The organism is Luteimonas sp. AC640a, assembly GCF_979256585.1.
This window is the reverse complement of the sequence record NZ_CEEDOV010000006.1, coordinates 1-25751: the sequence shown is the minus strand read 5'-3', so window position 1 is coordinate 25751 and position 25751 is coordinate 1. Positions and strand designations below refer to the sequence as shown.

At 68.4% G+C, this 25751-nt stretch carries 24 protein-coding genes; 12 read left to right on the top strand and 12 right to left on the bottom strand.

Annotation, left to right across the window (positions count from 1 at the left end):
- Positions 1–16 precede the first annotated feature (16 nt).
- Complete coding sequence (locus ACZ9YD_RS03630; RefSeq protein ID WP_465073792.1) at positions 17–1378, top strand: TolC family outer membrane protein; 1362 nt, start codon at positions 17–19, stop codon at positions 1376–1378.
- Between the two features lie 9 nt (positions 1379–1387).
- Here ACZ9YD_RS03630 and waaA read toward each other — a convergent pair whose 3' ends face one another.
- Complete coding sequence (gene waaA, locus ACZ9YD_RS03625; RefSeq protein ID WP_465073791.1) at positions 1388–2728, bottom strand: lipid IV(A) 3-deoxy-D-manno-octulosonic acid transferase; 1341 nt, start codon at positions 2726–2728, stop codon at positions 1388–1390.
- 50 nt (positions 2729–2778) lie between these two features.
- On the opposite strand from waaA, the gene lpxL reads away from it, so the two are divergent.
- A complete protein-coding gene (lpxL, locus tag ACZ9YD_RS03620; protein WP_465073790.1) occupies positions 2779–3687 on the top strand; it encodes an LpxL/LpxP family Kdo(2)-lipid IV(A) lauroyl/palmitoleoyl acyltransferase in 909 nt (302 codons plus the stop codon).
- 147 nt (positions 3688–3834) lie between these two features.
- Here lpxL and ACZ9YD_RS03615 read toward each other — a convergent pair whose 3' ends face one another.
- From ACZ9YD_RS03615 to ACZ9YD_RS03590, 6 genes are all read right to left on the bottom strand, one after another.
- Positions 3835–5187 (bottom strand): O-antigen ligase family protein, encoded by a 1353-nt coding sequence (locus ACZ9YD_RS03615; protein WP_465073789.1) that lies wholly within the window; start codon positions 5185–5187, stop codon positions 3835–3837.
- Positions 5165–6283, bottom strand: a complete 1119-nt coding sequence (locus ACZ9YD_RS03610; protein ID WP_465073788.1) for a glycosyltransferase family 4 protein — start codon at positions 6281–6283, stop codon at positions 5165–5167. The genes ACZ9YD_RS03615 and ACZ9YD_RS03610 overlap by 23 nt, the downstream gene beginning before the upstream one ends.
- 22 nt (positions 6284–6305) lie before the next feature.
- Positions 6306–6497 carry a zinc-finger domain-containing protein gene (locus ACZ9YD_RS03605; protein WP_159682038.1) on the bottom strand — a complete coding sequence of 64 codons (192 nt, stop codon included), beginning with the start codon at positions 6495–6497 and terminating at the stop codon, positions 6306–6308.
- A 59-nt stretch (positions 6498–6556) separates the two neighbouring features.
- Positions 6557–7237: a pirin family protein gene (locus ACZ9YD_RS03600; RefSeq protein WP_465073787.1), complete on the bottom strand. Its 681-nt coding sequence runs from the start codon at positions 7235–7237 to the stop codon at positions 6557–6559.
- Between the two features lie 75 nt (positions 7238–7312).
- Entirely contained in the window at positions 7313–8032 is a 720-nt protein-coding gene (locus ACZ9YD_RS03595; RefSeq protein WP_465073786.1) for a YceI family protein, read from the bottom strand.
- Between the two features lie 67 nt (positions 8033–8099).
- Positions 8100–8687 (bottom strand): malonic semialdehyde reductase, encoded by a 588-nt coding sequence (locus tag ACZ9YD_RS03590; RefSeq protein WP_465073785.1) that lies wholly within the window; start codon positions 8685–8687, stop codon positions 8100–8102.
- A gap of 94 nt (positions 8688–8781) precedes the next feature.
- Here ACZ9YD_RS03590 and ACZ9YD_RS03585 point away from each other — a divergent pair, with 94 nt between their 5' ends.
- Positions 8782–9759 (top strand): mitochondrial fission ELM1 family protein, encoded by a 978-nt coding sequence (locus tag ACZ9YD_RS03585; protein WP_465073784.1) that lies wholly within the window; start codon positions 8782–8784, stop codon positions 9757–9759.
- Between the two features lie 68 nt (positions 9760–9827).
- Here the strand turns inward: ACZ9YD_RS03585 and ACZ9YD_RS03580 are convergent, their stop codons facing one another.
- Entirely contained in the window at positions 9828–10502 is a 675-nt protein-coding gene (locus ACZ9YD_RS03580) for a phosphoglycolate phosphatase (RefSeq protein WP_465073783.1), read from the bottom strand.
- Positions 10503–10641: 139 nt separating this feature from the next.
- Between ACZ9YD_RS03580 and ACZ9YD_RS03575 the strand changes: the two genes are divergently transcribed.
- Positions 10642–10941, top strand: coding sequence for a DUF2218 domain-containing protein (locus ACZ9YD_RS03575; RefSeq protein ID WP_465073782.1), 300 nt, complete (start codon positions 10642–10644; stop codon positions 10939–10941).
- Between the two features lie 178 nt (positions 10942–11119).
- On the opposite strand, the gene ACZ9YD_RS03570 is transcribed toward ACZ9YD_RS03575, so the two are convergent.
- Entirely contained in the window at positions 11120–12751 is a 1632-nt protein-coding gene (locus ACZ9YD_RS03570; protein WP_465073781.1) for a Na+/H+ antiporter, read from the bottom strand.
- 123 nt (positions 12752–12874) lie between these two features.
- On the opposite strand from ACZ9YD_RS03570, the gene ACZ9YD_RS03565 reads away from it, so the two are divergent.
- From ACZ9YD_RS03565 to ACZ9YD_RS03550, 4 genes are all read left to right on the top strand, one after another.
- Positions 12875–14893 (top strand): M3 family metallopeptidase, encoded by a 2019-nt coding sequence (locus ACZ9YD_RS03565; RefSeq protein ID WP_465073780.1) that lies wholly within the window; start codon positions 12875–12877, stop codon positions 14891–14893.
- A 547-nt stretch (positions 14894–15440) separates the two neighbouring features.
- A complete protein-coding gene (locus tag ACZ9YD_RS03560) occupies positions 15441–16175 on the top strand; it encodes a hypothetical protein (RefSeq protein ID WP_465073779.1) in 735 nt (244 codons plus the stop codon).
- An 80-nt stretch (positions 16176–16255) separates the two neighbouring features.
- Positions 16256–16630: an EF-hand domain-containing protein gene (locus ACZ9YD_RS03555; protein WP_465073778.1), complete on the top strand. Its 375-nt coding sequence runs from the start codon at positions 16256–16258 to the stop codon at positions 16628–16630.
- Positions 16631–16716: 86 nt separating this feature from the next.
- On the top strand, positions 16717–17220 hold the full coding sequence (locus tag ACZ9YD_RS03550) for a hypothetical protein (protein WP_465073777.1): 504 nt from the start codon (positions 16717–16719) through the stop codon (positions 17218–17220).
- A gap of 73 nt (positions 17221–17293) precedes the next feature.
- Here ACZ9YD_RS03550 and ACZ9YD_RS03545 read toward each other — a convergent pair whose 3' ends face one another.
- The 3 genes from ACZ9YD_RS03545 to ACZ9YD_RS03535 all read right to left on the bottom strand — a co-directional run bounded on the left by ACZ9YD_RS03545 (position 17294) and on the right by ACZ9YD_RS03535 (position 20913).
- Complete coding sequence (locus ACZ9YD_RS03545) at positions 17294–17725, bottom strand: PepSY domain-containing protein (RefSeq protein WP_465073776.1); 432 nt, start codon at positions 17723–17725, stop codon at positions 17294–17296.
- A gap of 132 nt (positions 17726–17857) precedes the next feature.
- On the bottom strand, positions 17858–19288 hold the full coding sequence (locus tag ACZ9YD_RS03540) for a UdgX family uracil-DNA binding protein (RefSeq protein ID WP_465073775.1): 1431 nt from the start codon (positions 19286–19288) through the stop codon (positions 17858–17860).
- A gap of 344 nt (positions 19289–19632) precedes the next feature.
- A complete protein-coding gene (locus ACZ9YD_RS03535) occupies positions 19633–20913 on the bottom strand; it encodes a putative DNA modification/repair radical SAM protein (protein WP_465073774.1) in 1281 nt (426 codons plus the stop codon).
- Between the two features lie 165 nt (positions 20914–21078).
- On the opposite strand from ACZ9YD_RS03535, the gene ACZ9YD_RS03530 reads away from it, so the two are divergent.
- Genes ACZ9YD_RS03530 through ACZ9YD_RS03515 form a run of 4 tightly spaced genes read left to right on the top strand, consistent with a single transcriptional unit; the run spans position 21079 to position 25348 of the window.
- A complete protein-coding gene (locus ACZ9YD_RS03530; RefSeq protein WP_465073773.1) occupies positions 21079–21891 on the top strand; it encodes a cytochrome c oxidase subunit II in 813 nt (270 codons plus the stop codon).
- A complete protein-coding gene (ctaD, locus tag ACZ9YD_RS03525; RefSeq protein WP_465073772.1) occupies positions 21888–24428 on the top strand; it encodes a cytochrome c oxidase subunit I in 2541 nt (846 codons plus the stop codon). Before ACZ9YD_RS03530 ends, ctaD begins: the two co-directional genes overlap by 4 nt.
- The gene (locus ACZ9YD_RS03520; protein WP_465073771.1) at positions 24425–24796 is read left to right on the top strand and encodes a hypothetical protein; all 372 of its coding nucleotides are present in this window, start codon (positions 24425–24427) and stop codon (positions 24794–24796) included. Before ctaD ends, ACZ9YD_RS03520 begins: the two co-directional genes overlap by 4 nt.
- A gap of 12 nt (positions 24797–24808) precedes the next feature.
- On the top strand, positions 24809–25348 hold the full coding sequence (locus ACZ9YD_RS03515; RefSeq protein ID WP_465073770.1) for a DUF2231 domain-containing protein: 540 nt from the start codon (positions 24809–24811) through the stop codon (positions 25346–25348).
- Positions 25349–25751: the final 403 nt, after the last annotated feature.

The following is a 25751-nucleotide window of genomic DNA, read 5'->3' as shown; positions in this document are numbered from 1 at the left end:
CGTTCAAGGATCCTCCATGTTCCGCCGCCCCCTGTTCCTGTCGCTCGCACTCGCGCTGACGTCCAGCCCGCTGCTGGCCGCCGATCTCGTCCAGACCTACGAGCTGGCCCGTACCAATGACCCGACGCTGTCGATCGCCGAATCGCAGCGCCTGTCGACCAAGGAAGGCGCGGTCCAGGCCCGGGGCGCCCTGCTGCCGCAGATCAATGGCAGCGCCTCGCTGACCGACAGCCGCTTCGCCGGCGTGTCCGGCAAGGCACGCACGCGCAGCGTCGGCGTCAACGCCGGCCAGGTGCTGTTCGACTGGGGCCAGATCTCGACGCTGCGTTCGCAGCGCGCGCTGAGCACGGCGGCCGACTTCCAGCTCGACGCCGACAACGACTCGTTGATCACGCGTACCGCCGCGGCGTACTTCGACGTGCTGGTCGCGACCGAAACGCTGGCTGCCGCCGAAGCCGCCGAGACCGCGTTCAAGCGCCAGTTCGATTTCGCCGACAAGCGCCTCGAAGTGGGCCTGGCGCCGATCACCGACGTGCACGAAGCGCGCGCCCAGTACGACAGCGCCCGCGCCAACACGATCGTCCAGCGCAATGCGCTGCAGGATGCCTACCAGGCGCTGGCCGAGATCACCGGCTCGGAAATCCGCGACCTGCGTGGCCTGCCCGACGATTTCACCCCGCAGCTGCCGGAAGGCCGCGATGCGGAAGCGTGGGTTGCCACCGCGATCGACCAGAACCCGCAGTTGCAGGCGCTGCGCTACCAGGTGACGGCATCCGAGTACAGCGTGACTGCCGCGAAGTCGGCACATCTGCCGACCCTCGATCTCGGCGCCAGCTATGGCAACAGCGATACCTGGGGTCGGGACGATCCGGACGCACTGGCCCGCCGTGGAGAGACCAACAGCATCGGCCTGACGCTGACCGTGCCGATCTTCAGCGGCGGCATCACCCAGTCGCGCGTGCGCCAGTCGATCGCCCAGCGCGACATCGCAGGCGACCAGTACGAGGCGCAGCGTCGCGCGATCGAACGCAACACCCGCAGCGCCTACCAGAACCTGGTCGCCGGCATCACCGAGGTCGAGGCCCGCCGTCTCGCACTGGTTTCGGCCAACAGCGCCTACGAGGCCTCCCAGGTCGGCCTGGAAGTCGGTACGCGTACGGTCATCGACGTGTTGATCAACCAGCAGAACCTGTTCTCGGCGCGTCAGGCCTATGCCTTCGCCAAGTACAACTTCCTGCAGAGCCGTCTGCTGCTCGAGCAGGCCGCGGGCACGCTGGACATCGGCAACCTGCAGGACGTGAACCGCCAGCTGACCGTCGACGTCAACAGCGTCGGCGCGTCCACCGGCGCCGGCGCGGCGACACCGGCGCCGCAGTAAGCGGTCCGGTCAGATCGACGACGGCGCGGATCGCAGGATCCGCGCCGTTTTCGTGTCCGGTACCGGCAGATCAGGTTCGATCAGCGCCAGCGTGCGCGCGAGTGCGCCACGGCCATTGGCGACAAGCGCACGGCCGGCTTCGGCCATCGCGTCGCGCGCGGCCGCATCATCGAGCAACGCGGCGATGTGGTCGTGCACCGCATCCGCATCCGCGCCGATGCGCAGCGCATCCGCACGCCCCAGCTGCTTGGCGATATCGGCGAAGTTCTGCAGGTGCGGCCCGGTGACGACTGGCGTACCGACCGCGGCCGGCTCGAGCAAATTGTGGCCGCCGATGTCCTGCAGGCTGCCGCCGACGAAGGCGACATCGGCGCAGGCGAAGAACAGTCCGAGTTCGCCGAGCGTGTCGAGCACGAAGACGTCGTCGCCGGCATCGGGCCAGGTGGTCAGCGCGCGTGTGGCCACGCGCCAGCCGGCGTCGACGCCCAGCTGCATCGCGCTGCGGAAACGTTCGGGATGGCGCGGCGCCCAGATCAGCAGCAGATCGGGCCAGCGCGTGCGCAGGCGGCGGTGGATGTCGATCACCGCCGCTTCCTCGTCGGGATGCGTGCTGGCCGCGATCCACACCGGCCGCGCGCCGGCGCGGCCGCGGAAATCCGCGACCAGCGTCGCGATCTTCGCGTCGTCGAGGGTGATGTCGAATTTCAGATTGCCGGTGTCGATGACCGCGTCGCGCAATGCGCCGAGTTTCACGAAGCGCTTGCCGTCATCGGCCGATTGCGTCGCGACGCGGCGCACGGTGCGCAGCGCGCGCCCGACCAGCGGTCGCAGCACGCGATAACCGCGCAGCGAACGCGCCGACAGCCGCGCGTTGACGACTACCGTCGGCACGCCGGCATCGCGGCAGCAGAACAGCAGGTTCGGCCACAGTTCGGTCTCGACGATCAAACCGATCCGCGGACGAAAATGCCGCAGGAAACGTCGGACCGCGCCCGACAGGTCATAAGGCAGATACACGTGCTCGACGCGATCACCCCACAGCGCACGCACGCGCTCCGAACCGGTCGGCGTGATCGTCGTCACCAGCAAACGACGCGCCGGATCGCGCGCGAGCAGCGCATTGATCAGCGGCGCGGCCGCGTTGACCTCGCCGACCGACACGGCATGCACCCACACCGGCGCCGTCAGTGGCGGCGTGCGATAGATGCCGTAACGCTCGTCCCACCGCAGCAGATACGCCGACTGCCGGAAGCCGCGCCAGATCAGGTGATAGACCGTGATCGGCGCAAGCACGACGAGCAGGGCCGAATAGAGGCCGCGCAGCAGTCGTTCTGTGGTGTCGGCCCGCATGCGCACAGGATAGCGGATGCCTGCACGGCGCCACCTTCTACAATGGACCGATGTCGACGACGCCCCCGCCCCGCCCGCCGCTCGCGCCCCGCCACTGGCCGGCGTGGATCGGCATCGGCCTGATGGCACTCGCGGCGCGGATTCCGTGGCCGCTGCAGCGTGCGCTCGGTCGCGGGCTCGGCAACACGTTGCGCCTCGCGCTGCCCAGCCGTCGCAAGGTGGCCGCGCGCAATCTCGAGCTGTGTTTCCCGGACCTCGATGCTGCCGCGCGTGACGCGCTGCTGCGCCGGCATTTCCATGCGCTGGGCATCGGCCTGTTCGAATTCGCACGCGCCTGGTGGGGCTCGATCGCACCGCTGCAGCGCGGGCTGATCGTCGAAGGCGTCGAGCATGTCGAAGCCGCGCGCGCTGCGGGGCGCGGCGTGATCGTCGTGTCCGGGCACTTCACCACACTCGAAGTCTGCGGCCGCCTGATGTGCGATTACGTGCCGCTGGCCGGCATGTATCGCCCGCATTCGGAACCGGCGATGGAATGGGCGGTGCGCCGCGGCCGCGCGCGTTATGCCGCGGCGATGTTCCCCAAGCGCGACGTGCGCGGCGTGGTGCGGCATCTCAAGCGCGGCGGCCTGCTGTGGTACGCGCCCGACCAGGATCCCAGCGGCGGCGACGCGGTCTACGTGCCGTTCTTCGGCCGCCCCGCGCACAGCCTGACCTCGACCCATTCGCTCGCACGCCTGTCCGGCGCGGCGGTGATGTTCTACCGGCATGTGCGACGCGACGATGGCGGCTACACGCTGACGCTGTCTCCGGCGCCCGAACCCTATCCGACGACCGATGCGACCGCCGACACCGCGACCGTGATGGCCGGCATCGAAGACATGGCGCGCGCGGCGCCCGACCAGTACCTGTGGATCCACCGGCGGTTCAAGCGCCAGCCCGATAGTGGATCGCTGTACTGAGGCGAGGCTCGGGCACTGGCTAGGATGGGTAGAGCGCAGCGACACGTAGCGTCGCCATGCGCGTACTCGCGATGGCAGTCATCGAAACAGCGCCGCCGATCTGGACAGATGCACGACTCGGCCGTTCAGAACAACGATGGGTTTCGCTCAGCGCAGCACGCCATCTTCCGGCTGCACCGGTTCCACGCGCGCCAGCAGGCTACCGGCATACAGGGCTGACAGCAGCAGCGTGAAGCCGCCCCAGAACGTCGAATAGAACGCGAGATGCGTGTTGAGCGGGAACACCGTGACCGCGAGCGCGAGCATCGCCGGCCGTGCCTGCTCGCGCGCGTCGGGTGAGGCGAAACGCCAGGCGCGCCAGGCCATCGCAACACCGGCCAGCCACATCAGCAGGCCGATGAGCCCGGTCTCGCTGCCGATCTCGAGCACGATCTGGTGGGCATGGAACGCAGGGCCATCGCCCCAGGCCGCCAGCTCGCCCGATCGCGCATCACAGCCGGGGAAGGCTTCGCGGAAGCCGCGCGCACCGACGCCATTGATCGGGTTCTCGCGAATCATGCACACCGCCGCATCCCAGATGCGGGCGCGTCCCGACAGCGCGCTGTCGACGCCGGCCTCGTCGGCCGACAGGCCCATCGCCGTACGCTCGATGCGATCGCGGACCTGTGGCGAACTCACGGCCGCGACCACCGCAATGGCGAGGCCGGCGGCGAACACCGCCAGCAGACGGCGCCAGCCAAGCAGGCGCCAGCCCGAGAACAGCAGCACCAGCGCGTAGGTCAGCCACGACGCGCGTGAACCGGCGAACAGCAGCACGATGCCGATCGCCGCACTCGCGATCACCCAGCCGCTGGCACGGAAACGGCGCCCGGCCCAGTACAGCCCGAACGGCGACAGACTCGCCAGCACCACGCCGAGCTTGAGATTGCAGGGCCCGAGCACGCCACCGAGCCGGTCGGCGAGTGCGATCTCTTCCACGGTGCACATCGGCCGGCTGCTGATCAGCTGCTTGAGCTGGTCGATGCCGAAGAACAGCGGACTGGTGCCGAACACCACCTCGCACAGCCCATCGATCGTCCACACCGCGACGATCACCGCCAGACCACCCAGCGTGATGCGTCGGCCGCGACGCGTGGCGACCGCGGACGCGACCAGCCACAGGAACGGCAGATAACGCAGATCGACCAGCGCTTCGCGCAGCGCACGCCCGACGTCGACCGAATCCACCGCCGAGATCAGCTGCGGCAACCAGTAGGCGAAGAACAGCACACTGGTCAGCGCCCATGCCGGCGCGCTGAGCAATGCAGCGCCACCGCGGAAGCGCGCGCCGACCAGATGGATGATCGCGGCGAGCGCGCCCAGCACCATCACGCCTTCGGCGTAACCGGGCGCGGGCCACAGGATCACGAAGGCCAGCACCCAGTGCGGCGCCCAGCGCCAGCCGACAGGCCGCGGTGCGCGTGCGCCGGTCATCGGCTCAGTTGTCGTCGAACTCGTCATAGACCGCGAGGGTCGCCTCCTGCATCGCACGCAGCGTGTCGGGCATCGTACCGGCTCGCGCCGGCGCTCGCGTAACCAGCACGCGCGCAGCGTGTGCCAACGCATCGCGATCGAACGGTGCGACCGCACCTTCGGGCTGCAGCTGCGTGAGCAGTTCGCCGACGCCGCCATGCGCCCACCCCACCACCGGCCGCGCGCACGACAGCGCTTCGAGCACGGTGCGACCGAAGGCCTCGGGTTTGCGCGACAGCTGCAGCACGAGATCACTGGCGGCGTAGGCGTGCGCAATCGCATCGGTCGGCGCGGTCATCGCCAGCGCGTCGCCACAGCCCGCGGCCTGCGCCGCGCGCGTGAGTTCGTCGAGGTAGGCCTCGCGTCCCGCCTCGCGCGCGCCCGGCATCCACAGGCGCGCATCGAGACCGCCGGCGCGCAGGTTGGCGAGCAACGCGATCGCATCGTGATGGCCCTTCAGCCGCGTGCCGCGTCCCGGCAACAGCAGCAGCGGGCCGTCGCCGCCGAGCGTCGGCCAGCGCGCTGCGACATCGGCACGCGCCTCTGCGTTTGGATGCGGCGTGGCGGGAAACCTGGTGGGATCGATGCCGCGCGGGATCACCCGCAGGCGCGCGCGTGGCGTCGCCGGATAGTGCTGCAGCAGATAGTCGCGCACGGTGTCCGACACACAGATCACGCGTTCGCCGCGGGCCATGATCGCGCTGTAGCGCGACGGGGAATTGAGCCCGTGCATGGTGGTGACGAAATGCGGTCGGCGCGCCTCGGGCAGGCCGCGCAAGGCCCACCAGCCGATCCACGCCGGCAGGCGCGAGCGGACGTGCACGATGTCGGCACCGGCTTCGTCGAACAGACGTCGCAGCGTGCGCACATGGCGCAGTACCCGGAACGATTTCGCACCGATGTCGAGCGTCACGTGGGTCGCGCCGGTGGCCTCCAGCGCGGGCACGAGACGTCCGCCCGCGGAGACGACGATCGCGCGATGGCCGGCATCGACCAGCGCCTGCGCGATTTCGATCGTGGAACGCTCGACGCCGCCCGACGACAACGCGGGCAGCAACTGGATGACGGTCAGCGGTCGACGCATACGGGCGCGGAACGCGCCGGGGTCAGTCGACGAGAACGAAGTGCGCGCCGCAGTACGGGCAGTCGGACTCGCCGTTCTCGGCTTCGATCGGCAGGTAGACGCGCGGATGCGAATTCCACAGCGCCATCGACGGCAGCGGGCAGCTCAGCGGCAGATCGGCGCGGCGCACTTCATAGCGCTGGGCGGCGTTGGCTTGCGTCGGGGCTGCGGTCATGGCGGCGGGTTTCATCGGCGTGGAGGCAGCCATTCTACCGCGCGGCCATGCAGACGGGCTCAGCCCGGCAGCGTGATCAGCAGGAGTTCGGTGCCACCGGTCGTGGCGACGAGATCGGTGGTGATGGCTTCGTCGTACAGGCCGAGCGCGTCGCCGGCGACCAGCGCGTGGCCGTCGACGGCCACGCCACCGCGCAGGATCTGCAGCCAGTGCCGGTGCGTGGCCTCGAGCGTCACGTCCAGACGTGCGCCGGGCGCCAGTCGCGCATGGCGCAGCCAGGCCTGCTGACGAATCGGCAGGCTGTTCTCATCAACGTCAGGCGCGGCCAGCAGCGTCCATCCCGCTTCGCTGGCAACACGCGTGATGCCGGTGGCAGGCGGCAGATTGACGCGGTCCGGCTGGATCGCGATGCGCAACACGCGCGCACCCTCGGCGCCCGCGGTTTCGACCGGCGTGTCGCTGGCATGGCCGGCGCCGGTCCACGCCAACGCACCGGCGTCGAGCGATACGCCATCGCGGACGAGTGTGTCGTCCAGCACAAACACCAGTAGCTCCATGTTCGCCACGCGCTGCGACTGCACGGTCGCGCCGGGTGGCAGGTGCTCCTCGTTGAGCTGGCGCAGCGCGCCGAAGCCCGTCCAGTCGGGATCGTAAAAATCGCCGCTGGAGAACGCGCACAGGCGCGTGCGGGCGCCGTGCGTGGTGCGGCCGCGCTGGTCGGCGGGACGAAGGACTTTCATGACGGCAGTTCCGGAACGCGGAAACGAAAACGCCGGCGCAGGGAGACCCATGCGCCGGCGTCGTGACGCGGAATCTTACTGTGCGGCAGGCGCGGCCGGGGCGGTGCCTTCGGCGACGACGGCCTCGGTGGTGATGCGCAGTTCGACTTCGTCGCTGACGTTCGGCGCGTACGCACCGACGCCGAAATCGCTGCGCTTGATCGTCGCCACGGCATCGAAACCGGCGGCAGCGCGCTTGGCCATCGGCTGCTCGCCGAACTTGTTGATCGTCACGTCCAGCACCACCGGCTTGGTGATGTCCTTGATCGTCAGATCACCGGTGACTTTGAGCTGGTTGGTGCCGGCGCTTTCGACGGCGGTGCTCTTGAACGTGGCGTTCGGGAACTTGGCCGCGTCGAAGAAATCGGCGCTGCGCAGGTGATCGTCGAAATCGCCGACGTGCGAGTTCAGGCCCGACAGCGGCAGCGTGACTTCGACCGACGACGCGCCGACGTTCTCGGCGTTGTAGACGATCTGGCCGGAGACTTCGCCGAAATGCGCGACCGGATTGGAGAAGCCGAAGTGGCTCCACTGCGCGATCACGTCGGTGTGCTTGGGATCGAGCACGTAGGTGCCCGAGACGCCGGTGATGGCTTCGGCCGTCGGCGCGGCGGCGTCGGCCGGTGCTTCGGTCGACGGCTGCGCAGGCGCGGAAGCGGCTGGCGGTGTGGCATCCGCCGGCGCCGGGTCCTGCTGGGCGCAGGCGGCGAGGGCAAGGGCGGCGGCAAGCGGGAGCAGCAGGTGGGCGGTACGCATGGGCGGGTCCTCGAACAGGTGGTGGGCAGAAACCGCGCGGCCGGATCGCCGGCGCGCGGGAAAAACGTCAGACGATGCGCGCGGCTTCGTCGAAGGGCAGGCGCGGCGACCGCGGGAAGATCGTCGACGGATCGCCGGTGCCCAGATTGACCAGGAAGTTCGACTTGATCGCGGTGCCGGCGAAGAACGCTTCGTCGACCTTGGCATTGTCGAAGCCCGACATCGGGCCGGCATCCAGACCCAGCGCGCGCGCGGCCAGGATCAGATATGCGCCCTGCAGACTGCCGTTGCGGAACGCCGGCACCTCGCGGTCCGCACGCGGGCCATCGAACCAGCTCTTGGCGTCGGTATGCGGAAACAGGAACGGCAGCTTCTCGTGGAAGTCTTCGTCGTGGGCCACGATCACGATGACCGGCGCGGACATCGTCTTATCAAAGTTGCCTTCGCTCAATGCCGGGCCGAGCTTCGCCTTGCCCTCGGCCGACTTCACGAACACGAAGCGCGCGGGCGATGAATTGGCCGACGTCGGCGCGAACTTCAGCAGATCGTAGAGCTGGCGCAGCGTGTCGTCACTGATGTCACCGCTGAACCCGTTGTAGGTACGGGCGGTACGGAACAGCTGGTCGAGCGCGGCATCGGGCAGAACATCGGTCATCAGGCAACCTCGTCGGATGGGGCCAGGCAGGGCCGCAGTGTAGAGTCCTGCGGCGGCGCGACGCGTGCGCCGGCCGGAACGGATGATCACATACGTGGAACGTCGACCAGGCGAAGAGCGGGATTACGGACGGATCTGGGCGCTCAGCGATGGGCGCGCCGGCAACGCGCGCCAAGCGGAAGCGCTGGCTGCCGCGCTGTCGCCGCAGCACGAGGCCCTGCATCTCGATCCGCGCGCGCCCTGGCGCTGGGCGTCGCCACGACGACTGCCGTTTGCACTGCACGCCTTCGGCAGCGATTACGCGGCACGTCTTGAAGCAGCACCGGACATCGCGATCGGCTGTGGCCGTCAGGCCGCACTCGCGACACGCCTGGCCGGGCAGCGCGGCGCGCGTACGGTGCAGATTCTCGATCCCCGCATCGACGCGCGGCATTGGGATCTCGTCGTTGTGCCCGAGCACGACGCGTTGCGCGGTGACAACGTGCTGGTGGCGCGCGGCAGCCTGCATCCGGTCGACGACGCATGGTTGGCCGCCGCGCGCGATGCCCATCCCGCGCTGGGCGCCCTGCCCGGCCCGCGGATCGCGGTGCTGCTCGGCGGCGATTCGCGGCACGGGCGTTTCGATGTCGCCGCGTTCAATGCGCTCGCCGATACGCTCGATGCGAGCGTCGCGCGCGTTGGCGGCAGCCTGCTGCTGACCGGTTCGCGGCGCACGTCGCCGGCCGTGCGCGATGCGCTGCGTGCGCGCTATGCCGGACGCGCTGGCTGCGTCTGGACGGACGACCGCGACGGCGCGAATCCGTATGCCGGCCTGCTCGGTTGGGCCGACCGCATCGTGTGCTCGTCCGACTCGGTCAACATGCTGTCGGAGGCCTGCGCGACGCGCGCACCGGTGTTCGTGTTCGCACCGGGCCCGCTCGATGGTGCGCCGCAGCGCTTTGTCGATGGCCTGATCGCCGATTGCCGCGCGCGACCGCTCGAAGGCGCGCTGCCGCCGTTCGATGTCACGCCGTTGCGCGAGACCGCGCGGATCGCGTCCGAGGTGCGGGCGCGGCTGTTCGCGATGCGTTGAGTGCTCGCGCGTGCAGCGCTTCGTAGGATGGGTCGAGCGCAGCGAAACCCATCGCATACCAGACCGCGTCAGTGCAGCTCGAGCAGCTGCTCGAACCGATCGATCACCGCAAGCGCGCCGCAGCCATGCAGATCGAAGTCGCGGCGGTACCCGTAGCCGACCAGCACCAGCGGTGCGCCGGCCGCGATCGCCGCGCCGGCATCGGCCGCCGAATCACCGACCATCAGGCACTGCGTGATATCGACGCCGAAACCTTCGGCCAGATGCAGCAGCGGCAACGGATGCGGCTTGCGCTCCGGCAGATCGCCGGCGCCGAGCACCGCGTCGAAATAGCCATCGATGCCCAGCGCTTCGAGCAGCGGCGGTACGAACTGCGATGGCTTGTTGGTGCAGACGGCCATGCGCACGCCGCCGGACTGCAGCGCTTGCAGGGTCGATTCGACGCCCGGATACAGACGCGGCTCGAGCAGCAGACAATCTGCGTAGTGGCGCATGAAACGCGGCATCACTGCATCCACCGTCTGCGTCTCGCCCGCGTGCTGCAGCGCCGAGGTGATCAGCTGGCGCGCGCCGTCGCCGATCCAGCTGCGCACCGTGGCCTCGTCGACCTGCGGATGACCGAGTTCGGCCAGCAGGCGGTTGACCGCCGCGGCAATGTCGGACGCACTGTCGACGAGGGTGCCGTCGAGATCGAACAGCACGACCGGCCAGGGAAACGCATGCGGCGCGGCGGCATCAGCCATGGAACACCTGCTTCGAACGAGGGCCGCACAGTGTGCGGCATTGCCCCTGCAACACTGCGTTGGCGCGCCGGGGTTCACGACGCCGGCGCGGCCGCCTATGCTCGCGGCCGCGGCGACGCGCCGCTCGCAGGAGTCCACGATGTCGATCACCACCACCGCGACCACCGCGTCCAACGACGCGCCGCGCCTACTGCGCACGTTGTGCAACCACTGGCGGCACAAGTTCGAGATCACCCGCGACGATGAAGAAGGGCACGCCTTCATCCCGTTCCAGGGCGAGGACAACGGCGCCGATTTCTTCGTCGAAGACGACACGCTGCGCATCGTGCTGACCCAGCCCACCGCCGAGGACAGCGAGCGCTACCAGCAGGTCATCGAGAACCACCTGCAGCGCTTCGCGCGCGACGAGACGCTGGCGTTCGACTGGCAACCGGGTTGAGCTGCTGCTAGCTCGTCATCCCAGCGGCAGCTGGGATCCATTTTCGCGTTGAAGTCCCCCGTCAAAATGGACCCCAGCTGGACAAGACGTGCTTCAGTTCAAAACCGCTTGGACAACGGTGGAGGGCGATTCGAGCGCAACGTCCCGTTCCGCGACGCGTCGCCCAGATGACACCGCCCTACCGGTACCGCGCTTCCATCAGATCCAGATCGCGCACCAGCTTGCGGGCGACTTCTTCCGAGATTTCACGGTGCCGCGCGAGTGCGTAGATGCGTTCGCGTTCCGCGTGCACGCCCGCCAGGCGCAGCGCGCGCTCGGCCTCGTCGGCGCGGCGCAGTTCGGCGGCGTCCACCCCCAGCGCGCCGTCGCGGCGCAGGCGCTCTTCGTACAGGGCCATGACCCGCACAGCGGCGCTGGCGTAGAGATCGGGGTTGGCCTGCGCGGCCGGCAGCGCATGCTGCGCCCGTTCAACCGCGGCCACCGCCGCCACGGCGGCCTCGTGGCGGGCGCGGTCGAGTTCGCGGTCATCCTCGTCCGCTTCCGGCACTTCCAGTCCGCGCAGCAGGCGCGGCAGCGCGAAACTGCCGAGCAGCAGCGACAGGATAATCACCGCGGCGGCGAGGAAGATCGCCAGATCGCGGGTCGGGAACGGCGTGCCGTCGTCGAGCAGCAGCGGTAGGGTCAGCACACCGGCCAGGGTGATCGCGCCGCGCACGCCGGCCAGCGACATCGCCGCGACCAGGCGCACGCGCGGCCGCGTGTCGTGGCGACCGCTGCGGTACAGCCCGATCCGCAGCGACACCCACACCCACGCGAAGCGCAGTGCGAACAGGCCACCGTAGATTGCGAAGACGTAAACCGCGAGCCACCAGGGATCGACGTGGCCGGCTTCGCGCACCGAACGCACCGCGCGTTCGACGATCCACGGCAACTGCTCGCCCAGCAGCACGAAGATGATGCCGTTGAGCGAGAACTGCACCGTGTCCCAGACCGCTGCGCGCTGTACCCGCGTGGTCGCCAGCGCGCGGCCGCTGAGTTCGACGTAGCTCATCGTCACGCCGGCGGCGACCGCGGCGAGGATGCCCGAGGCGCCGATCTGTTCGGCCAGCAGATACGCGCCGAACGGCGTCAGCAGGCTGATCAGGATCGGCGTGCCCGCTTCCTCGCCGAACACGCGCGAGACCATCGCGTGGCCGCGGTTGATGCCGATGGTCAGCAACACGCCGACCGCGACGCCGGCCAGCGCCAGCCACAGAAAGGTCAGCGATGCCGACATCAGCGAGAACGTGCCGGTCAACGCTGCGGCCACGGCGAAGCGGAAACACACCAGGCCGGACGCGTCGTTGAGCAGCGATTCGCCTTCGAGGATGTGCATCACGCGCTTGGGAATCGGTGCGCGCGCAGCGATCGACGACACCGCCACCGGATCGGTCGGCGACAGGATCGCCGCCAGTGCGAACGCGACCGGCAGCGGCATCACCGGGATCATCCAGTGGATCAGCAGACCCGCGCCGATGACCGTGAACACCACCAGGCCAAGCGCCAGCTGCAGGATCACCCCGCGATCACGGAACAGACCGGCCTTGGGAATACGCCACCCGTCGAGGAACAACAACGGTGGCAGGAACAGCACGAAGAACAGATGCGGATCGAGGGTCACCCCCTGGCCGAACACGCCGGCAATCGTCGCGCCCAGCGCGATCTGCATCACCGGGAGCGGCAGCGGCAGCCAGCGCGGCAGCACGCGGGTCAGGTAACCGCTGGCGACCACGGCCAGCAGCATCACCAGGACGACTTCGATCGAATGCATTGCGGACGCGGCGCGGGGGCGAGGCCGCCACGATACGCCCAAGCCGTCGCGCCACGCGCCCACACGATCCCTACATCCACCCGCGCCTAGAATCGCCGCCTTCTCCACACCTTGGCCCGCATGATGGACAACCCGCTGCTGGATCAGACCGGCCTGCCGCGCTTCGACGAGATCGAGCCGGCCCATGTACAGCCCGCGATCGACGCGCTGGTCGCCGAGGCCGAGGCCGCACTGGCCCTCGCCGGTCGCGCGCAGCCGGTCGCCTGGGACAGCGTGGTCGCGCCCCTGGAGGATGCGACCGAGCGGCTGGGACGCGCGTGGAACCAGGTCGGTCATCTCAACGCGGTGGTCAACACGCCGGTGATGCGCGAGGCCTACAACGCCGCGCTGCCGAAGGTGACGCGTTTCTTCAGCGCGCTCGGGCAGGACCAGGCCCTGTTCTCGGCCTACCAGGCACTGTCCGACCAGGCCGACGCGCTGGGTCTGGATGTGCTGCAGCGACGCGTCCTCGCGCACGCACTGCGCGATTTCCGGCTCGGCGGCGCTGCGCTCGATGACGCCGAGCGCGCGCGCTTCTCCGACATCCAGCAGGCGCTGGCGAAGCTGTCGTCCGAGTTCTCCGAACACGTTCTCGATGCGACCGATGCGTTCGCGGTGTACGTGGAGGATCTCGCCGAACTCGATGGCCTGCCCGAGGAGACCCTGGCCGCCGCGCGCGCCGCGGCCGAACGCGACGGACGCGACGGCTGGAAGCTGACGCTGCAGATGCCGTCCTATCTGCCGATCCAGACGTATGCGACCAATCGCGCGCTGCGCGAGCGTTTCTATCGCGCCTATGGCCTGCGCGCATCCGAGTCCGGCCCCGAAGCGCTCGACAACGGACCACTGATCGCCCGCATCCTCGCGTTGCGCGAGGAGAAAGCGCGCCTGCTCGGCCACGCGAACTATGCGGAACTGTCGCTCGCGACCAAGATGGCGACCGCGCCCGACGCGGTGCTGGCCTTCCTGCGCGATCTCGCCACGCGCGCCCGCCCGCATGCCGAAGAGGACCGCGAACAACTGGCCGCATTCGCCCGCGAGCAGCTCGACATCCCGTCGCTGGAACCCTGGGACATGTCGTTCGCCAGCGACCGCCTGCGTCAGGCGCGCTACGACTACTCGGCGCAGACGGTGAAACGCTATTTCACCGAGGATCGCGCGCTGGCGGGGCTGTTCGACGTCATCCAGTCGCTGTACGGCCTGCGCGTTGAACGCGACGAGGCCCCGGTCTGGCACGAGGACGCGCGGTTCTACCGTCTGACGGACGCCGACGGCGCGCTGGTCGGGCAGTTCTATCTCGACCTCTACGCCCGCGAAGGCAAACGCGGCGGCGCGTGGATGGACGACTGCCGCAACCGCCGCGCCACCACTGATGGCGTGCAGACGCCGCTGGTCTACCTGGTCTGCAACTTCGGTCGCGGTACCGGCGGCCGCCCGGCGACGTTCACCCACGGCGAAGTCACCACCCTGTTCCACGAGATGGGCCACGGCCTGCACCAGTTGCTCACCCAGGTGGACACGCTGCCGATCGCCGGCATCAACGGCGTGGAATGGGACGCGGTGGAACTGCCGAGCCAGTTCATGGAGAACTTCTGCTGGGAGTGGGACCGCGTGCAGGCGATGACCGCGCACGTCGACACCGGCGAACCGCTGCCGCGTGACCTCTTCGACCGCATGCTCGCAGCGCGTAATTTCCAGAGTGGTCTGCAGACGCTGCGGCAGATTGAGTTCTCGCTGTTCGACATGCTGCTGCACGCCGATTTCGACGCCGGCCGCGACGACGTGCAGGCGTTGCTCGAACGCGTACGCGACGAGATCGCGGTCACCCGCATTCCCGGCTGGCACCGATTCCCGAACCAGTTCAGCCACATCTTCGCGGGTGGCTACGCGGCGGGTTACTACAGCTACAAGTGGGCCGAGGTGCTGAGCGCGGATGCGTATGCGGCGTTCGAAGAGTCGACCGATCAGTTGTCGGAAACCGGCCAGCGCTTCCGCGACGAAGTGCTGTCGCGTGGCGGCAGCCGCGACGCGATCGAGAACTTCCGTGCGTTCCGCGGGCGCGATCCGGATATCGCGGCGTTGCTGCGGCATAGCGGAATGTGATGCCCTTTCCGCCGAAGGCGGAATGCACCGGCGTCCCGCTCCCTCGGAACCTGTTCAAGGTCCGTCGCGAGCGCCGCCAGATGGCGCGTGGTGGAGCGCAGGAAGCGCAGCGTACGGGTGGTACGTGAGCATTCCGAGCACCGCACACGCGCCAGCTGGCAAGCGCAGCAGGACATTGAACAGGTTCTCAGGGACTACGTGCCCGCCGGGGTAAAGAGGGACCACCTGCGACGCAGGTGGTGGGGTGAGGGAACGACGCTCGCGGCAAGCTTCGGCGAAACATCGCTTTTCCATCCTCGCGCACGACCTCACGAATGACGCGTGCGCATCCGCGCACGCGTGTTGGCCCTCGCGAACAGCAACCGCACCCCAACCCCCGCGCCCCGGCCCTTGCGCCAGCGCGAGGGCGTTCGTAGACACGCGAGCCATTGGCTCGCAAGCGTGCCTCCTCACCCCAAAGGGAGAGGGGCTCACATGCACGATCCCACGACACCCTCACGCCCCCGGTGCGAGCATCCGCGCCGATTCCCGCCGGAAAAACGCCGCCATGCGCTTGCTCGTCCTGCTGTGCTCGATCGCGATGCCGGTCATCGCCTGGCTGTCGCAGACCGGTGTCTTCGGGCCCGACCAGGGCACGATCTCCGACCGCTATCCAACACTGCTGGTCGCCGCGGGTTACGCGTTCTCGGTCTGGGGCCTGATCTTCCTGCTAGATCTGCTCTACGCGATCTGGCAGACAACCGGCACCCGTCGAACGGACCAGCTGCTCGGCCGCATCGCGCCGGTTGCCGCACTCGGCTTCTTCCTCACCGCGATCTGGATGCCGCTATTTTCCGCTGGCCTGTTCTGGGCGTGCGTGGTGGTGATTTTCGGCGCGCTGATGAGCCTCGCCTGGTGCGCAGTACAGCTCTCGCGCCCGGGCAATGCGAAGCGCTACCGGCTGGCGTGGCTGGCACTGTCGATCCATGCCGGTTGGCTGTCGCTGGCGGCCTTCCTCAACGTGGCACAGACGATCGTCGCCTACGAACTGCTGTCGACCAGCCGCATGCTCGGCTGGAGTCTCGCACTGTGGGCGATCTCGGCCGTCGTGTTGCTGGTGCTCAACCTGCGCATGCGCGGCAACATCGCCTATCTGGCGATCGCGCTGTGGGGCCTGTTCGCGGTGTGGTTCAAGCAGACCGAATGGCCGCTGACGGGCGCGGTGACATCCGCCTGGGTCGCGCTCGGCATTGGCGTGGTGCTGACGATCCAGACCGTCCTGCTGCGCTTGCGCCATCGCTGAGTCCGCCGTCTGGCGCATTCACGCGTCATGCCGGCGCGCGTTGCGACCCTGTGGTCTCAGGACACATCACAAGGGGCTCCATGATCCGCACATCCATCGCCGCCGGCCTGCTCACGCTCGCCGCCGCATCGCCTGCGTTCGCCCAAGTCACGACCTCGCCGCTGCAGCAGGTCGATGCGCAACCCCAGGTGTCTTCGCAATCCGGCCGCCAGACCGGCGTGGTCACCATGGATCGCGACGACGGCCCGCAGATCATCGTCCGCTCCTATGAGCCGCGTTCGGCGCTGGGTGACCAGTATCGCGTCGACTTCACCGCGCTCGACGGCGACGGCGACGGCTACATCAGCCGGGCCGAGGCCAAGGCGCATCCGGCGCTCGATGCGGAATTCAGCGCAATCGACAGCAACCGCGACGGCCGCCTGAGCCGCGAGGAACTGGCGGGCTGGCTGCGCTGATCGGTCGCACCTCCGACCGCCGCATCGCGACCGCGCTGCGCTAGCCTATGCCGCCGCCGGCAACCGGCTGGCGACGGAGTGTTCGCGTGCACCAGAATTCCCAAGACGACACCGATGCGCCACGCCCGCGTGGTCCGCTCCTGGTCGGCGCCGTGTTCGTCCTGATGATCGGCATTTTCATCGGCGCACTGAGCGCGACCGTGCTGCTGCGCATGAGCATCGGCTCGGCCGGCGACCTCAAGGCGCGCGAGGCGATCCGCCTGCACGCGCTGCTCGAGGCGCCGGGCGGCATCGCCGCGCCGGACATCTCGACCGAGCGCACGACTGCGGCCTTCGCGCACAGCTTCATCGTCAGCACCGCGGCGATCGATGCAGTGTCGTCGCTCGACGAACGTGCGCAGCTGGTCGATATCGCCCGCTGGATGGTCGCGACGGATGCGCTGTCGGCGCGCGAAGACGCGGTGTCACGCTGGGCGATGATCGCCGCGCGCTGCGTAGACACGAATGCGGAAGCGCCGAAGGACGCTGCGAACTGCGTGCGCGACGAGATGCCGCATGACGTGCCGATTCCGGATCACGCCCGCGACTGACGCCTCATCTCCCAATTCCGCACAGCAGAACGCCCGGCCGAAGCCGGGCGTTCTGGTATCGCGACGCGGATGATCAGTCGCGCGACTGGCTGACGATGCGGCCGTCTTCCGGGTCGAGCTTCAGATCGATGCGCTGGCCCTGGGCGTTGTCGGCCTCGGCCTCCCACATACCGTCGTCGAACTTGACGTCTTCGATGCGGGTGAACCCCTCGGCGGTCAGCTTGGCGCGGATGTCGGCTTCACCGAGGCTGGTCGCGCCCGCGGTCTCCGGATAGACGCGGCCGGAGGCCGGGTCGAGGCGCACGTCGATCTTGGTGCCCTTGGCGTCGGTGACGTCGGCCTTCCACACGCCATCCTTGAACTCGACGTCGTGGATGTCGGTGTAGCCGCCTTCGGTCAGTGCGGCGCGCACCTGGGTGCTGGTCATGGCGTCCTGGGCGACGGCGGCGCCAGCGGCGAGCGAGAGGGCCAGAACAAGGCCACGGATGGCGGTGGTGTGCTGCATCGTGACGCTCCTGCGATTGGGATGCGCGGAGTGTTCGGCGACCGCCGCGAAGTGCAGGTGAACAGACAACGTTGCCGTTCATGGAAGCGGCGCGAAACCCGCGCCTACGCGATTCGTCGCATCGACGCAGGATCAGGCCGCGAGCAACTGGCGCAGATCGTCGACGAAGCCGGCATAGGCGTCTGCCTGTGCCTGCGGATCGCCCTGGCGCAGCACCCATGAGGGATGCACGGTGACGAACGCGCGCACGCCGTCCTCGCGCGTGCGCCAGATGCCACGCGCCTCGGTCAGCCGTATGCCGGGACCGAACACCGCACGTGCCGCGCTCACGCCCAGGCAGACGATGCGCTCGGGTTTGACCTGTGCGATCTCCGCGCGCAGCCAGCCGTTGCAGGCCTCGATATGGGCGACGTCCGGCCGTTTGTGCAGGCGACGTTTGCCACGCGGCTCGAAACGGAAATGCTTGACCGCATTGGTCAGGTACAGCGTGTTGCGGTCGATGCCGAGTTCATCCAGCGCGCGCGAGAACAGACGCCCCGCAGGGCCGACGAACGGGCGCCCGGACAGATCCTCTTCATCGCCGGGCTGCTCACCCACGATCATCGTGCGTGCGCCGGACGGCCCCTCGCCGAAGACGGTCTGCGTCGCCGGCTGCCACAGCGGGCAGCGACGGCAATCGCGCGCGGAGTCGCGCAGTGCCTCGAGTGTGCCGGCCACCACGGGTGCAGGCGCTGGCGCCGCGGGAATGCGGCGGCGCGGCGCTTGATATTCGCGCTCGGCCATCTCGCGCACGCGCAGGCCGGCGTCGCGGACGAGATCGGGCAACAGCCCAGCTTCCGGCAGATGCTTCCAGTACTTCTGCGGCATCTCGGCGCGCATCATCGTGGTGTTGAGCCGCGCCGGGTTGAAGATGTTGGCGTAGTACGTGCGCCAGAGTTCCTCGCGCGCATCTTCGGTGGGCGCATCGGCGCGCGCGCCGCCATCGGCGAACGCCAGTGACTCGCCGTCCCACGTCGCCGTCCGGTACGGCGTCACGATCGCCCAGCGCATGCCGGCGAAGCGCCGCGCGAAAAACGGTGCGACGCGGTCGACGATGTGATGGTCGGGCTCGAACCAGGCGATGTAGTGCTCCTTGTCGCCGGGCACTTCCCGGAAGCGCACGAAGGCCTTCATCTTGTGGCTGTCGCGACGCACCGCCTGCGCCATCGTGGTGGCGCGATGCACGTCGGGATCGGACGCGCGCTGCAGCAGCGCGCGCTCGCCTTCGGCGATGCGCCAGAGCATGCGATAGAGCAGACCGTGGCGGTCCTCGGCCCGGTTGCAGAGCACTGCACCGGCGAGCGACAGGAATTCGGACGGCACCCGCGGGGCGGTGCGTTGCGCGGGCAGCGACGCGAGATCAAGCCCGCCGAGCAGTGAGCCCTGGGCGCCGCCGCTCCAGTCGAGTCGTTCGGGGGGCAGGCCTGCGCACAGGGCAGCGCGCGCGGCGGCACGCCAAGCGTGGGCGTCCCAGGGCGGGTCGACTTGGGCGGAGATGCGGATGTGGGGCGCGAGCGTGCTCATGCCGCGCAGGATGCATCGAGCGTGGAATGGCGAAGCTGCAGCAGACCATCCTCCAGAAGCGCAACCAGGGCCGCTCCTACCAGACCCGGATCGGGCGCGGAGGTGCGCGCTTGTCTCCTTCCCCCGTGCGCGGGAGAAGGTTGGGATGGGAGCGAACCCACACGTCGCGACAACCGTAACGTTTGCCCCCACCCAACCCGTCCAGCCCGGCGGAGCTCGCCGGGCATTCGATCGATCCGCGCGGGCATGCCGCGCAAACGGATCGCTTTCATCCCCCGCTCGCGGGGGAAGGCTTCAGAGCACGCGCGCTGCGATCTGCTGTCCAAATGCGTGACCAAGATCGATCAGAACAGACTCGCCTGCCGCGGCTGCGGGGCGAGTTCGTTGCGCAGGCGTGCGGGGTCGTCGAGACGCTGGCGCGGGTGATGGCCGGGCGTGATCACGAACGGCATGATCTTTTTCAGCGGCACGCGCAGACGCGCGAGGTCATCGAGGCGCAGGGCGCCATGCGGCCGCGCGGCGATGATGCGTTCGACATTGCGCGTGCCCAAGCCTGGAACACGCAGCAACATCTCGCGCGGGGCGCGGTTGATGTCGACGGGGAAGCGTGTCGGATTGCGCAAGGCCCAGGCCAGCTTGGGATCGACGTCAAGATCGAGCATGCCTGGCGTCTCGGCATCCACATCTTCGGCATTGGCCGCGTCGGGCGTGATTTCCTCGACATCGAAGCCGTAGAAACGCAGCAGCCAGTCCGCCTGGTACAGCCGATGCTCGCGCAGCAGCGGCGGCGACTGCAGCGGCAGATTTTTGGCGGCATCGGGAATCGGACTGAAAGCCGAGTAGTACACCCGCCGCATCCGGTACGTGCCGTACATGCGATTGCTGGTTTCCAGAATGCTGCGGTCATTGGCGTCGTCGGCGCCGACGATCATCTGCGTGCTCTGCCCGGCCGGTGCGAAGCGGGGCGCTTTCGCGCGGCGCACGGTCACGCCTTGGCGCTTGACCCGGCGCGCATCCTTGTCCTCGTCGATGCGCCACTTGAGTTCGCCCATCGCGCCGTGGATGCCGGCATGGGTTTTCTCCGGCGCCAGCGCGGTCATGCCGGCCTCGGTCGGCAGCTCGATGTTGATGCTCAGGCGGTCGGCGTAGCGGCCGGCCGAAGCGAGCAGTTCCGGCGCGGCGTCGGGAATCGTCTTGAGGTGGATGTAGCCGGCGAAGCGATGATCCTCGCGCAGGCTGCGCGCGACCTCGACCATCTGCTCCATCGTGTAGTCGCCGCTGCGGATGATGCCGCTGGAGAGGAACAGGCCTTCGATGTAATTGCGCTTGTAGAAATCCAGCGTCAGCGTCACGACCTCTTCGGGCGTGAAGCGCGCGCGGCGCACGTTGCTCGACACGCGGTTGACGCAGTACGCGCAGTCGAACACGCAGAAGTTCGTCAACAAGATCTTCAGCAACGAGACGCAACGGCCGTCCGGCGTATACGAGTGGCAGATGCCCATGCCCTCGGTACTGCCGATGCCACCCGTCTTCGACGAGTCGCGTTTGTTCGCGCCGCTCGACGCGCAGGAGGCGTCGTATTTGGCGGCGTCGGCGAGGATCGCGAGCTTGTCGGTCAGGTTCACGCGCCTACCGTGCCTGCAAAGTGTCTCAATCCATGAGACTGCGGCGTGCCCGTGGCTGATGCCGTGAGTGGTTCGCAAAGACCGCGTCGTGATAACGCATTCACGGAGCGTGGCCGCGCCGATCGGTAGCGTGGCCGCGGGCCTGTCGACCGGCAGGCTTTGTACGTGGACGACGGGGCTGCAGCAATCGACATCAAGAACCGGCTCCGCCGCACTGCCGGCGTTCTGCCCGGCGCCGCATTTGTGGCGCTCGTCACCGCCTGTGCGGGTCCGCAATCCGCGCTGGATCCTGCCGGCCCGGCCGCTGCCGAGATCGCACGCGGCTGGTGGCTGATGGCGGGCACGTTCACCGGCGTCTGGGCGTTGGTGCTGGTGCTGCTGTGGAGTGCACTGCGACGTCGCGACAGCGACAGCGCGCTGCGCCGGCCCGAGCGCCTGGTGGTCTGGGGCGGGCTCGCCTTTCCCACCGTCGTGCTCGCCGCCTTGCTGGTCTACGGCAGCCTGACCAGCGCACGCGTGACCGGCGTCGGCATCGAACCCGATGCGGTGGTCGAAGTCACCGCGCGGCAGTGGCAATGGCATTTCCGGTATCGCGACGCCGATGGACAGGTGATCGGCGAAAGCGTCGACGAACTGGCCGTGCCGCTGGGCGCGATGGTCGAGTACCGCATCACCAGCAGTGATGTGATCCACAGCTTCTGGATCCCGCGCCTGGGCGGCAAGATGGATGCGATTCCCGGCCGCGTGAACACCTTGCGCCTGCGCGCCGACCAGGCTACGCCGATGCGCGGCCAGTGCGCGGAGTTCTGCGGGCTCGAACATGCGCGCATGGTGTTTCCGGTGCGCGTGATGGACGCCGCCGCGATCGAAGACTGGCTGGCCGCACGCGAGCCCGCCCCCGCCATCGAAGCCCCCGCGCCCGGCCATCCCGCCGGCCGCGCGCCCCCGCGTCACGGCGCATCCGAGGACGTGCTGTGAGCACCCTGACTCCCGACCACACGATTCCCACGCCCGGCGACCAGCTGCGTCACGCCGAGCGCATCGCCCTGCTCGAACGCGTCTGGGCCAATGGCCGCGGCCTCGTGGGTCAGCTGACCGCGGTCAACCACACGACGATCGCGCTGCGCTTCATCGTCACCGGCCTGGTCTTCCTGCTGATCGGCGGCATGCTGTCGATGTTCATCCGTCTGCAGCTGTCGTGGCCGGGTCTCAACGTGCTCGACCCCGAACGCTATGCGCAGTTCGTGACCATGCACGGCACGACGATGATGTTCCTGTTCGCGGTGCCGATCATGGAAGGCTTCGCGATGTATCTCATCCCGAAGATGCTCGGCACGCGCGATCTGCCGTTCCCGCGCCTGTCGGCGTTCGGATGGTGGTGCTACCTGTTCGGCGGCATCTTTCTGTATTCGAGTTTCATCTTCGGCAGCGTGCCCGACGGCGGCTGGTTCATGTACACGCCGCTGACCGATTCGACGTATTCGCCGGGCAAGGGCGCGGATTTCTGGCTGATCGGCGTGACCTTCGCCGAGATCGCCGCCGTGACCGCGGCCGTCGAGCTGATCGTCGCGATCCTGATCACCCGCGCGCCGGGCATGGACCTCACCCGCATGCCGCTGTTCGCGTGGGCCGTGCTGGTCACCGCCTTCATGATCGCGTTCGGCTTTCCGCCGCTGATCCTCGCCAGCCTGTTGCTGGAGATCCAGCGCGCGTTCGATTTCGCGTTCTTCGAGGTCGCGCGCGGTGGCGATCCGCTGCTGTGGCAGCACCTGTTCTGGCTGTTCGGCCACCCCGAGGTTTACATCATCTTCCTGCCGGCGGCCGGTGTGGTGTCGACGATCGTGCCGACCTTCGCGCGCCGTCCGATCGTCGGCTACACCTGGGTCGTGCTGGCACTGGTCGCGACGGGGTTCCTGAGTTTCGGCCTGTGGGTGCACCACATGTTCGCGGTCGGCATACCGCTGCTGGCACTGGCGTTCTTCAGTGCGGCGAGCATGGCGGTGGCGATCCCGACCGGTATCCAGATCTTCGCGTGGATCGCCACGCTGTGGGCCGGCAAACCCTGGTTGCGCGTGCCGATGCTCTACATCATCGGCTTCTTCATCACCTTCGTCTGCGGTGGCCTGACCGGGGTCATGCTCGCGTTCGTGCCGTTCGACTGGCAGGCGCACGACACCCACTTCGTCGTCGCGCATCTGCATTACGTGTTGATCGGCGGAATGATGTTCCCGATGTTCGCCGGCCTGTACTACTGGCTGCCGCTGGCGAGCGGACGCATGCCGTCCGAATCGCTGAGCCGCAGTGGTTTCTGGCTGGTGTTCATCGGTTTCCATCTGGCCTTCCTGCCGATGCACATCACCGGCCTGGTCGGCATGCCACGGCGTGTCGACAGCTACGCGATGGAGCTCGGCGTGCAGTGGCTTAACCTGCTGTCAACGGCGGCGGGCTTCGTGCTCGCGGTCGGCATCGTCGCGATCCTGATCGACGTGGCGCTGTGCTTCCGCCTCGGACGCCGCGGCACCGAGAATCCCTGGCAGGCCGGCACGCTGGAATGGGCGCTGCCGCACCCGGCGCCGAAGTACAACTTCGCGTCGATTCCGGTGGTCGACGATCGCGACCCGCTATGGCGCGACTCGGGCGTGGTCGAGGCGACGCGGCGGACCGACGGCATGCTCGGCGAGGCCGTCGACGGGCGCCGCTGGATCCTCGGCACCGGCATCCAGTCCGCGCAGCCCGAACAGGCGATCCGGCTGTCGGATTCCACTTGGTTGCCGCTGATCGCGGCGTTGACGATCGCGGTGCTGCTCGGCGGTTTCATCACTTCGCAGTACTGGTTGTCGATCCTGATGCTGCTGCCGCTGATCGGGCTGTTCCTGCGCTGGGCCTGGACCGTCAATGGGCGCGAGACGCCGCTGGAGATCGAGGTCGCACCGGGTCTGCGCCTGCCCACCCAGGCAACCGCGCGCAATGCACCCGGCTGGTGGGCGCTGGTCGGCACGCTGATGATCGTCGGCTCGCTGTTCGCCTCGCTGGTGTTCGCCTACTTCTATCTGTGGCTCAACGCGCCGGCCTGGCCCGGCGGCGGCGCAGCACTGACCGCATCGACGCCGATGCTCGCCGCGCTCGGCGCGCTGATCGCGACAGGCGTCGGCGCGTGGCGCATGCCGATCGCATTGTGCGCAGGCCATACGCGCGCCGCGGTGGTCTGGAGCGCGTTCGCGATCCTGTCCGCCATCGCCTGCCTCGCCCTGCAGTTGCCGGCGATCGCCGAGGCTGTCGGCGCACCACAGCGGCATGCCTACGGCTCGGTCGTTTGGACGCTGGCCGGCTTCCAGACCCTGCACATCGCGGTGGCGGTGCTGATCGCCGGCTTCGTCGCGCTGCGCATCCATCACGGCCATGTCGATGGCGTGCGCAGTCTCGAAGCACGTATCGCGACCGGCTTCTGGCGCTACGTCATCGCGCAAGGGCTGATCGTGTGGGCGCTGGTGCACCTGTTCCCGAGAGTCGCATGAGCGCGGCATTGCCGATCGGCCTGACCCGCATGTCCATGCCGCTGGTGGTCTGGGCGCTGCACTTCGTCGTGGTCTACAGCCTGCAGGGCCTGGCCTGCGCACGTGCGTTGTGGCGCGAGCCGGTCGCCGGACTGGAGATGATGACCTGGGTGCTGTGGGCGCTGACCGCGCTCGCACTCGCCGTCATCGTCCTGCTCGGCACGAACGCGCTGCGCGCCTGGCGATCCGCGCGCGCGCAGACCGACGGCCGCAGCGAGACCACCCGCCTGCGTTTCTTCACCGCACTGTCGGCGCTCGTCGCCGTGATCGCCGCCATCGGCGTCGTCTTCACCGCCCTGCCGGTCGCGCTGCTGCCGACCTGCGCCTGACCCGGATTTCCGATGCGCAAGGATCTACGCCAACCCGTTCCCGATACGCAGAGCCACACCGTGGAGAGCGTGCTGGCGATCGCCAAGCACCCCATCCACCCGATGCTGGTGACGTTTCCGATCGCGTTCCTGTCGATGGTCGTGGTCACCGACGTGCTCTACCTCTGGCTCGGTGCCGCGTTCTGGGCCGAGCTCTCGTTCTGGCTCAACGTCGGCGGCCTCGGCTTCGGCGTACTGGCCGGCATCGTCGGCACGATCGACATGATGTCGATCCGCGTCGTGCGCCGGCACGTCTCGGCCTGGAACCACTTCATCGTCGCCGTCATGGTGCTGGCGATGGCGGCGCTCGGTGTGTGGTTGCGTCTGCCCGGTCACACCGAAGCGGTGTGGCCGTGGGGTCTGCTGTCCTCGGCGACGATGGCGGTGCTGGTCGGCGTGGCCGGCTGGCTCGGCGGCACGTTGAGCTTCCGGCATGGCGTGGGTGTGTATGGGGATGAGGAGACGGAGGCGGAGAGTGGGCGGGACGCTGTGGAGAAGCCGCCGGCGGAATAGTGTTTGCTGTTCGCGGTTCGCTCTCCGCTGTTGCAGTGGCTTCTGCTGTTGCACCCGCTTTTGCTTCTACGAACTCGTGACGTCTTCCAGCAGCCGCCTACCCGGAGGGCGCCGCCAATGGATGGGCGGCGTTTTCCGACCGAGGCAGGATGCCGAGTCGGAACATCCCGGTGGACATGACGCCGCGGGCTTCGGACGTGTCGGGGAGACGTTTTTCTTTGGTTCTGTTTCTTTTGGCGTCAACCAAAAGAAATGAACTCGGCCGCGTCAGCGGACGAAAGCGTCTGACGTTGCTATTCCGCTTCGCGCTCACGGCGAGAAGCAAGATCAAACGCTTCCACTCGCCTTGCGGCGAGCGGGTTCATTTCTTTTGCTGGCCCAAAAGAAACGGAACCAAAGAAAA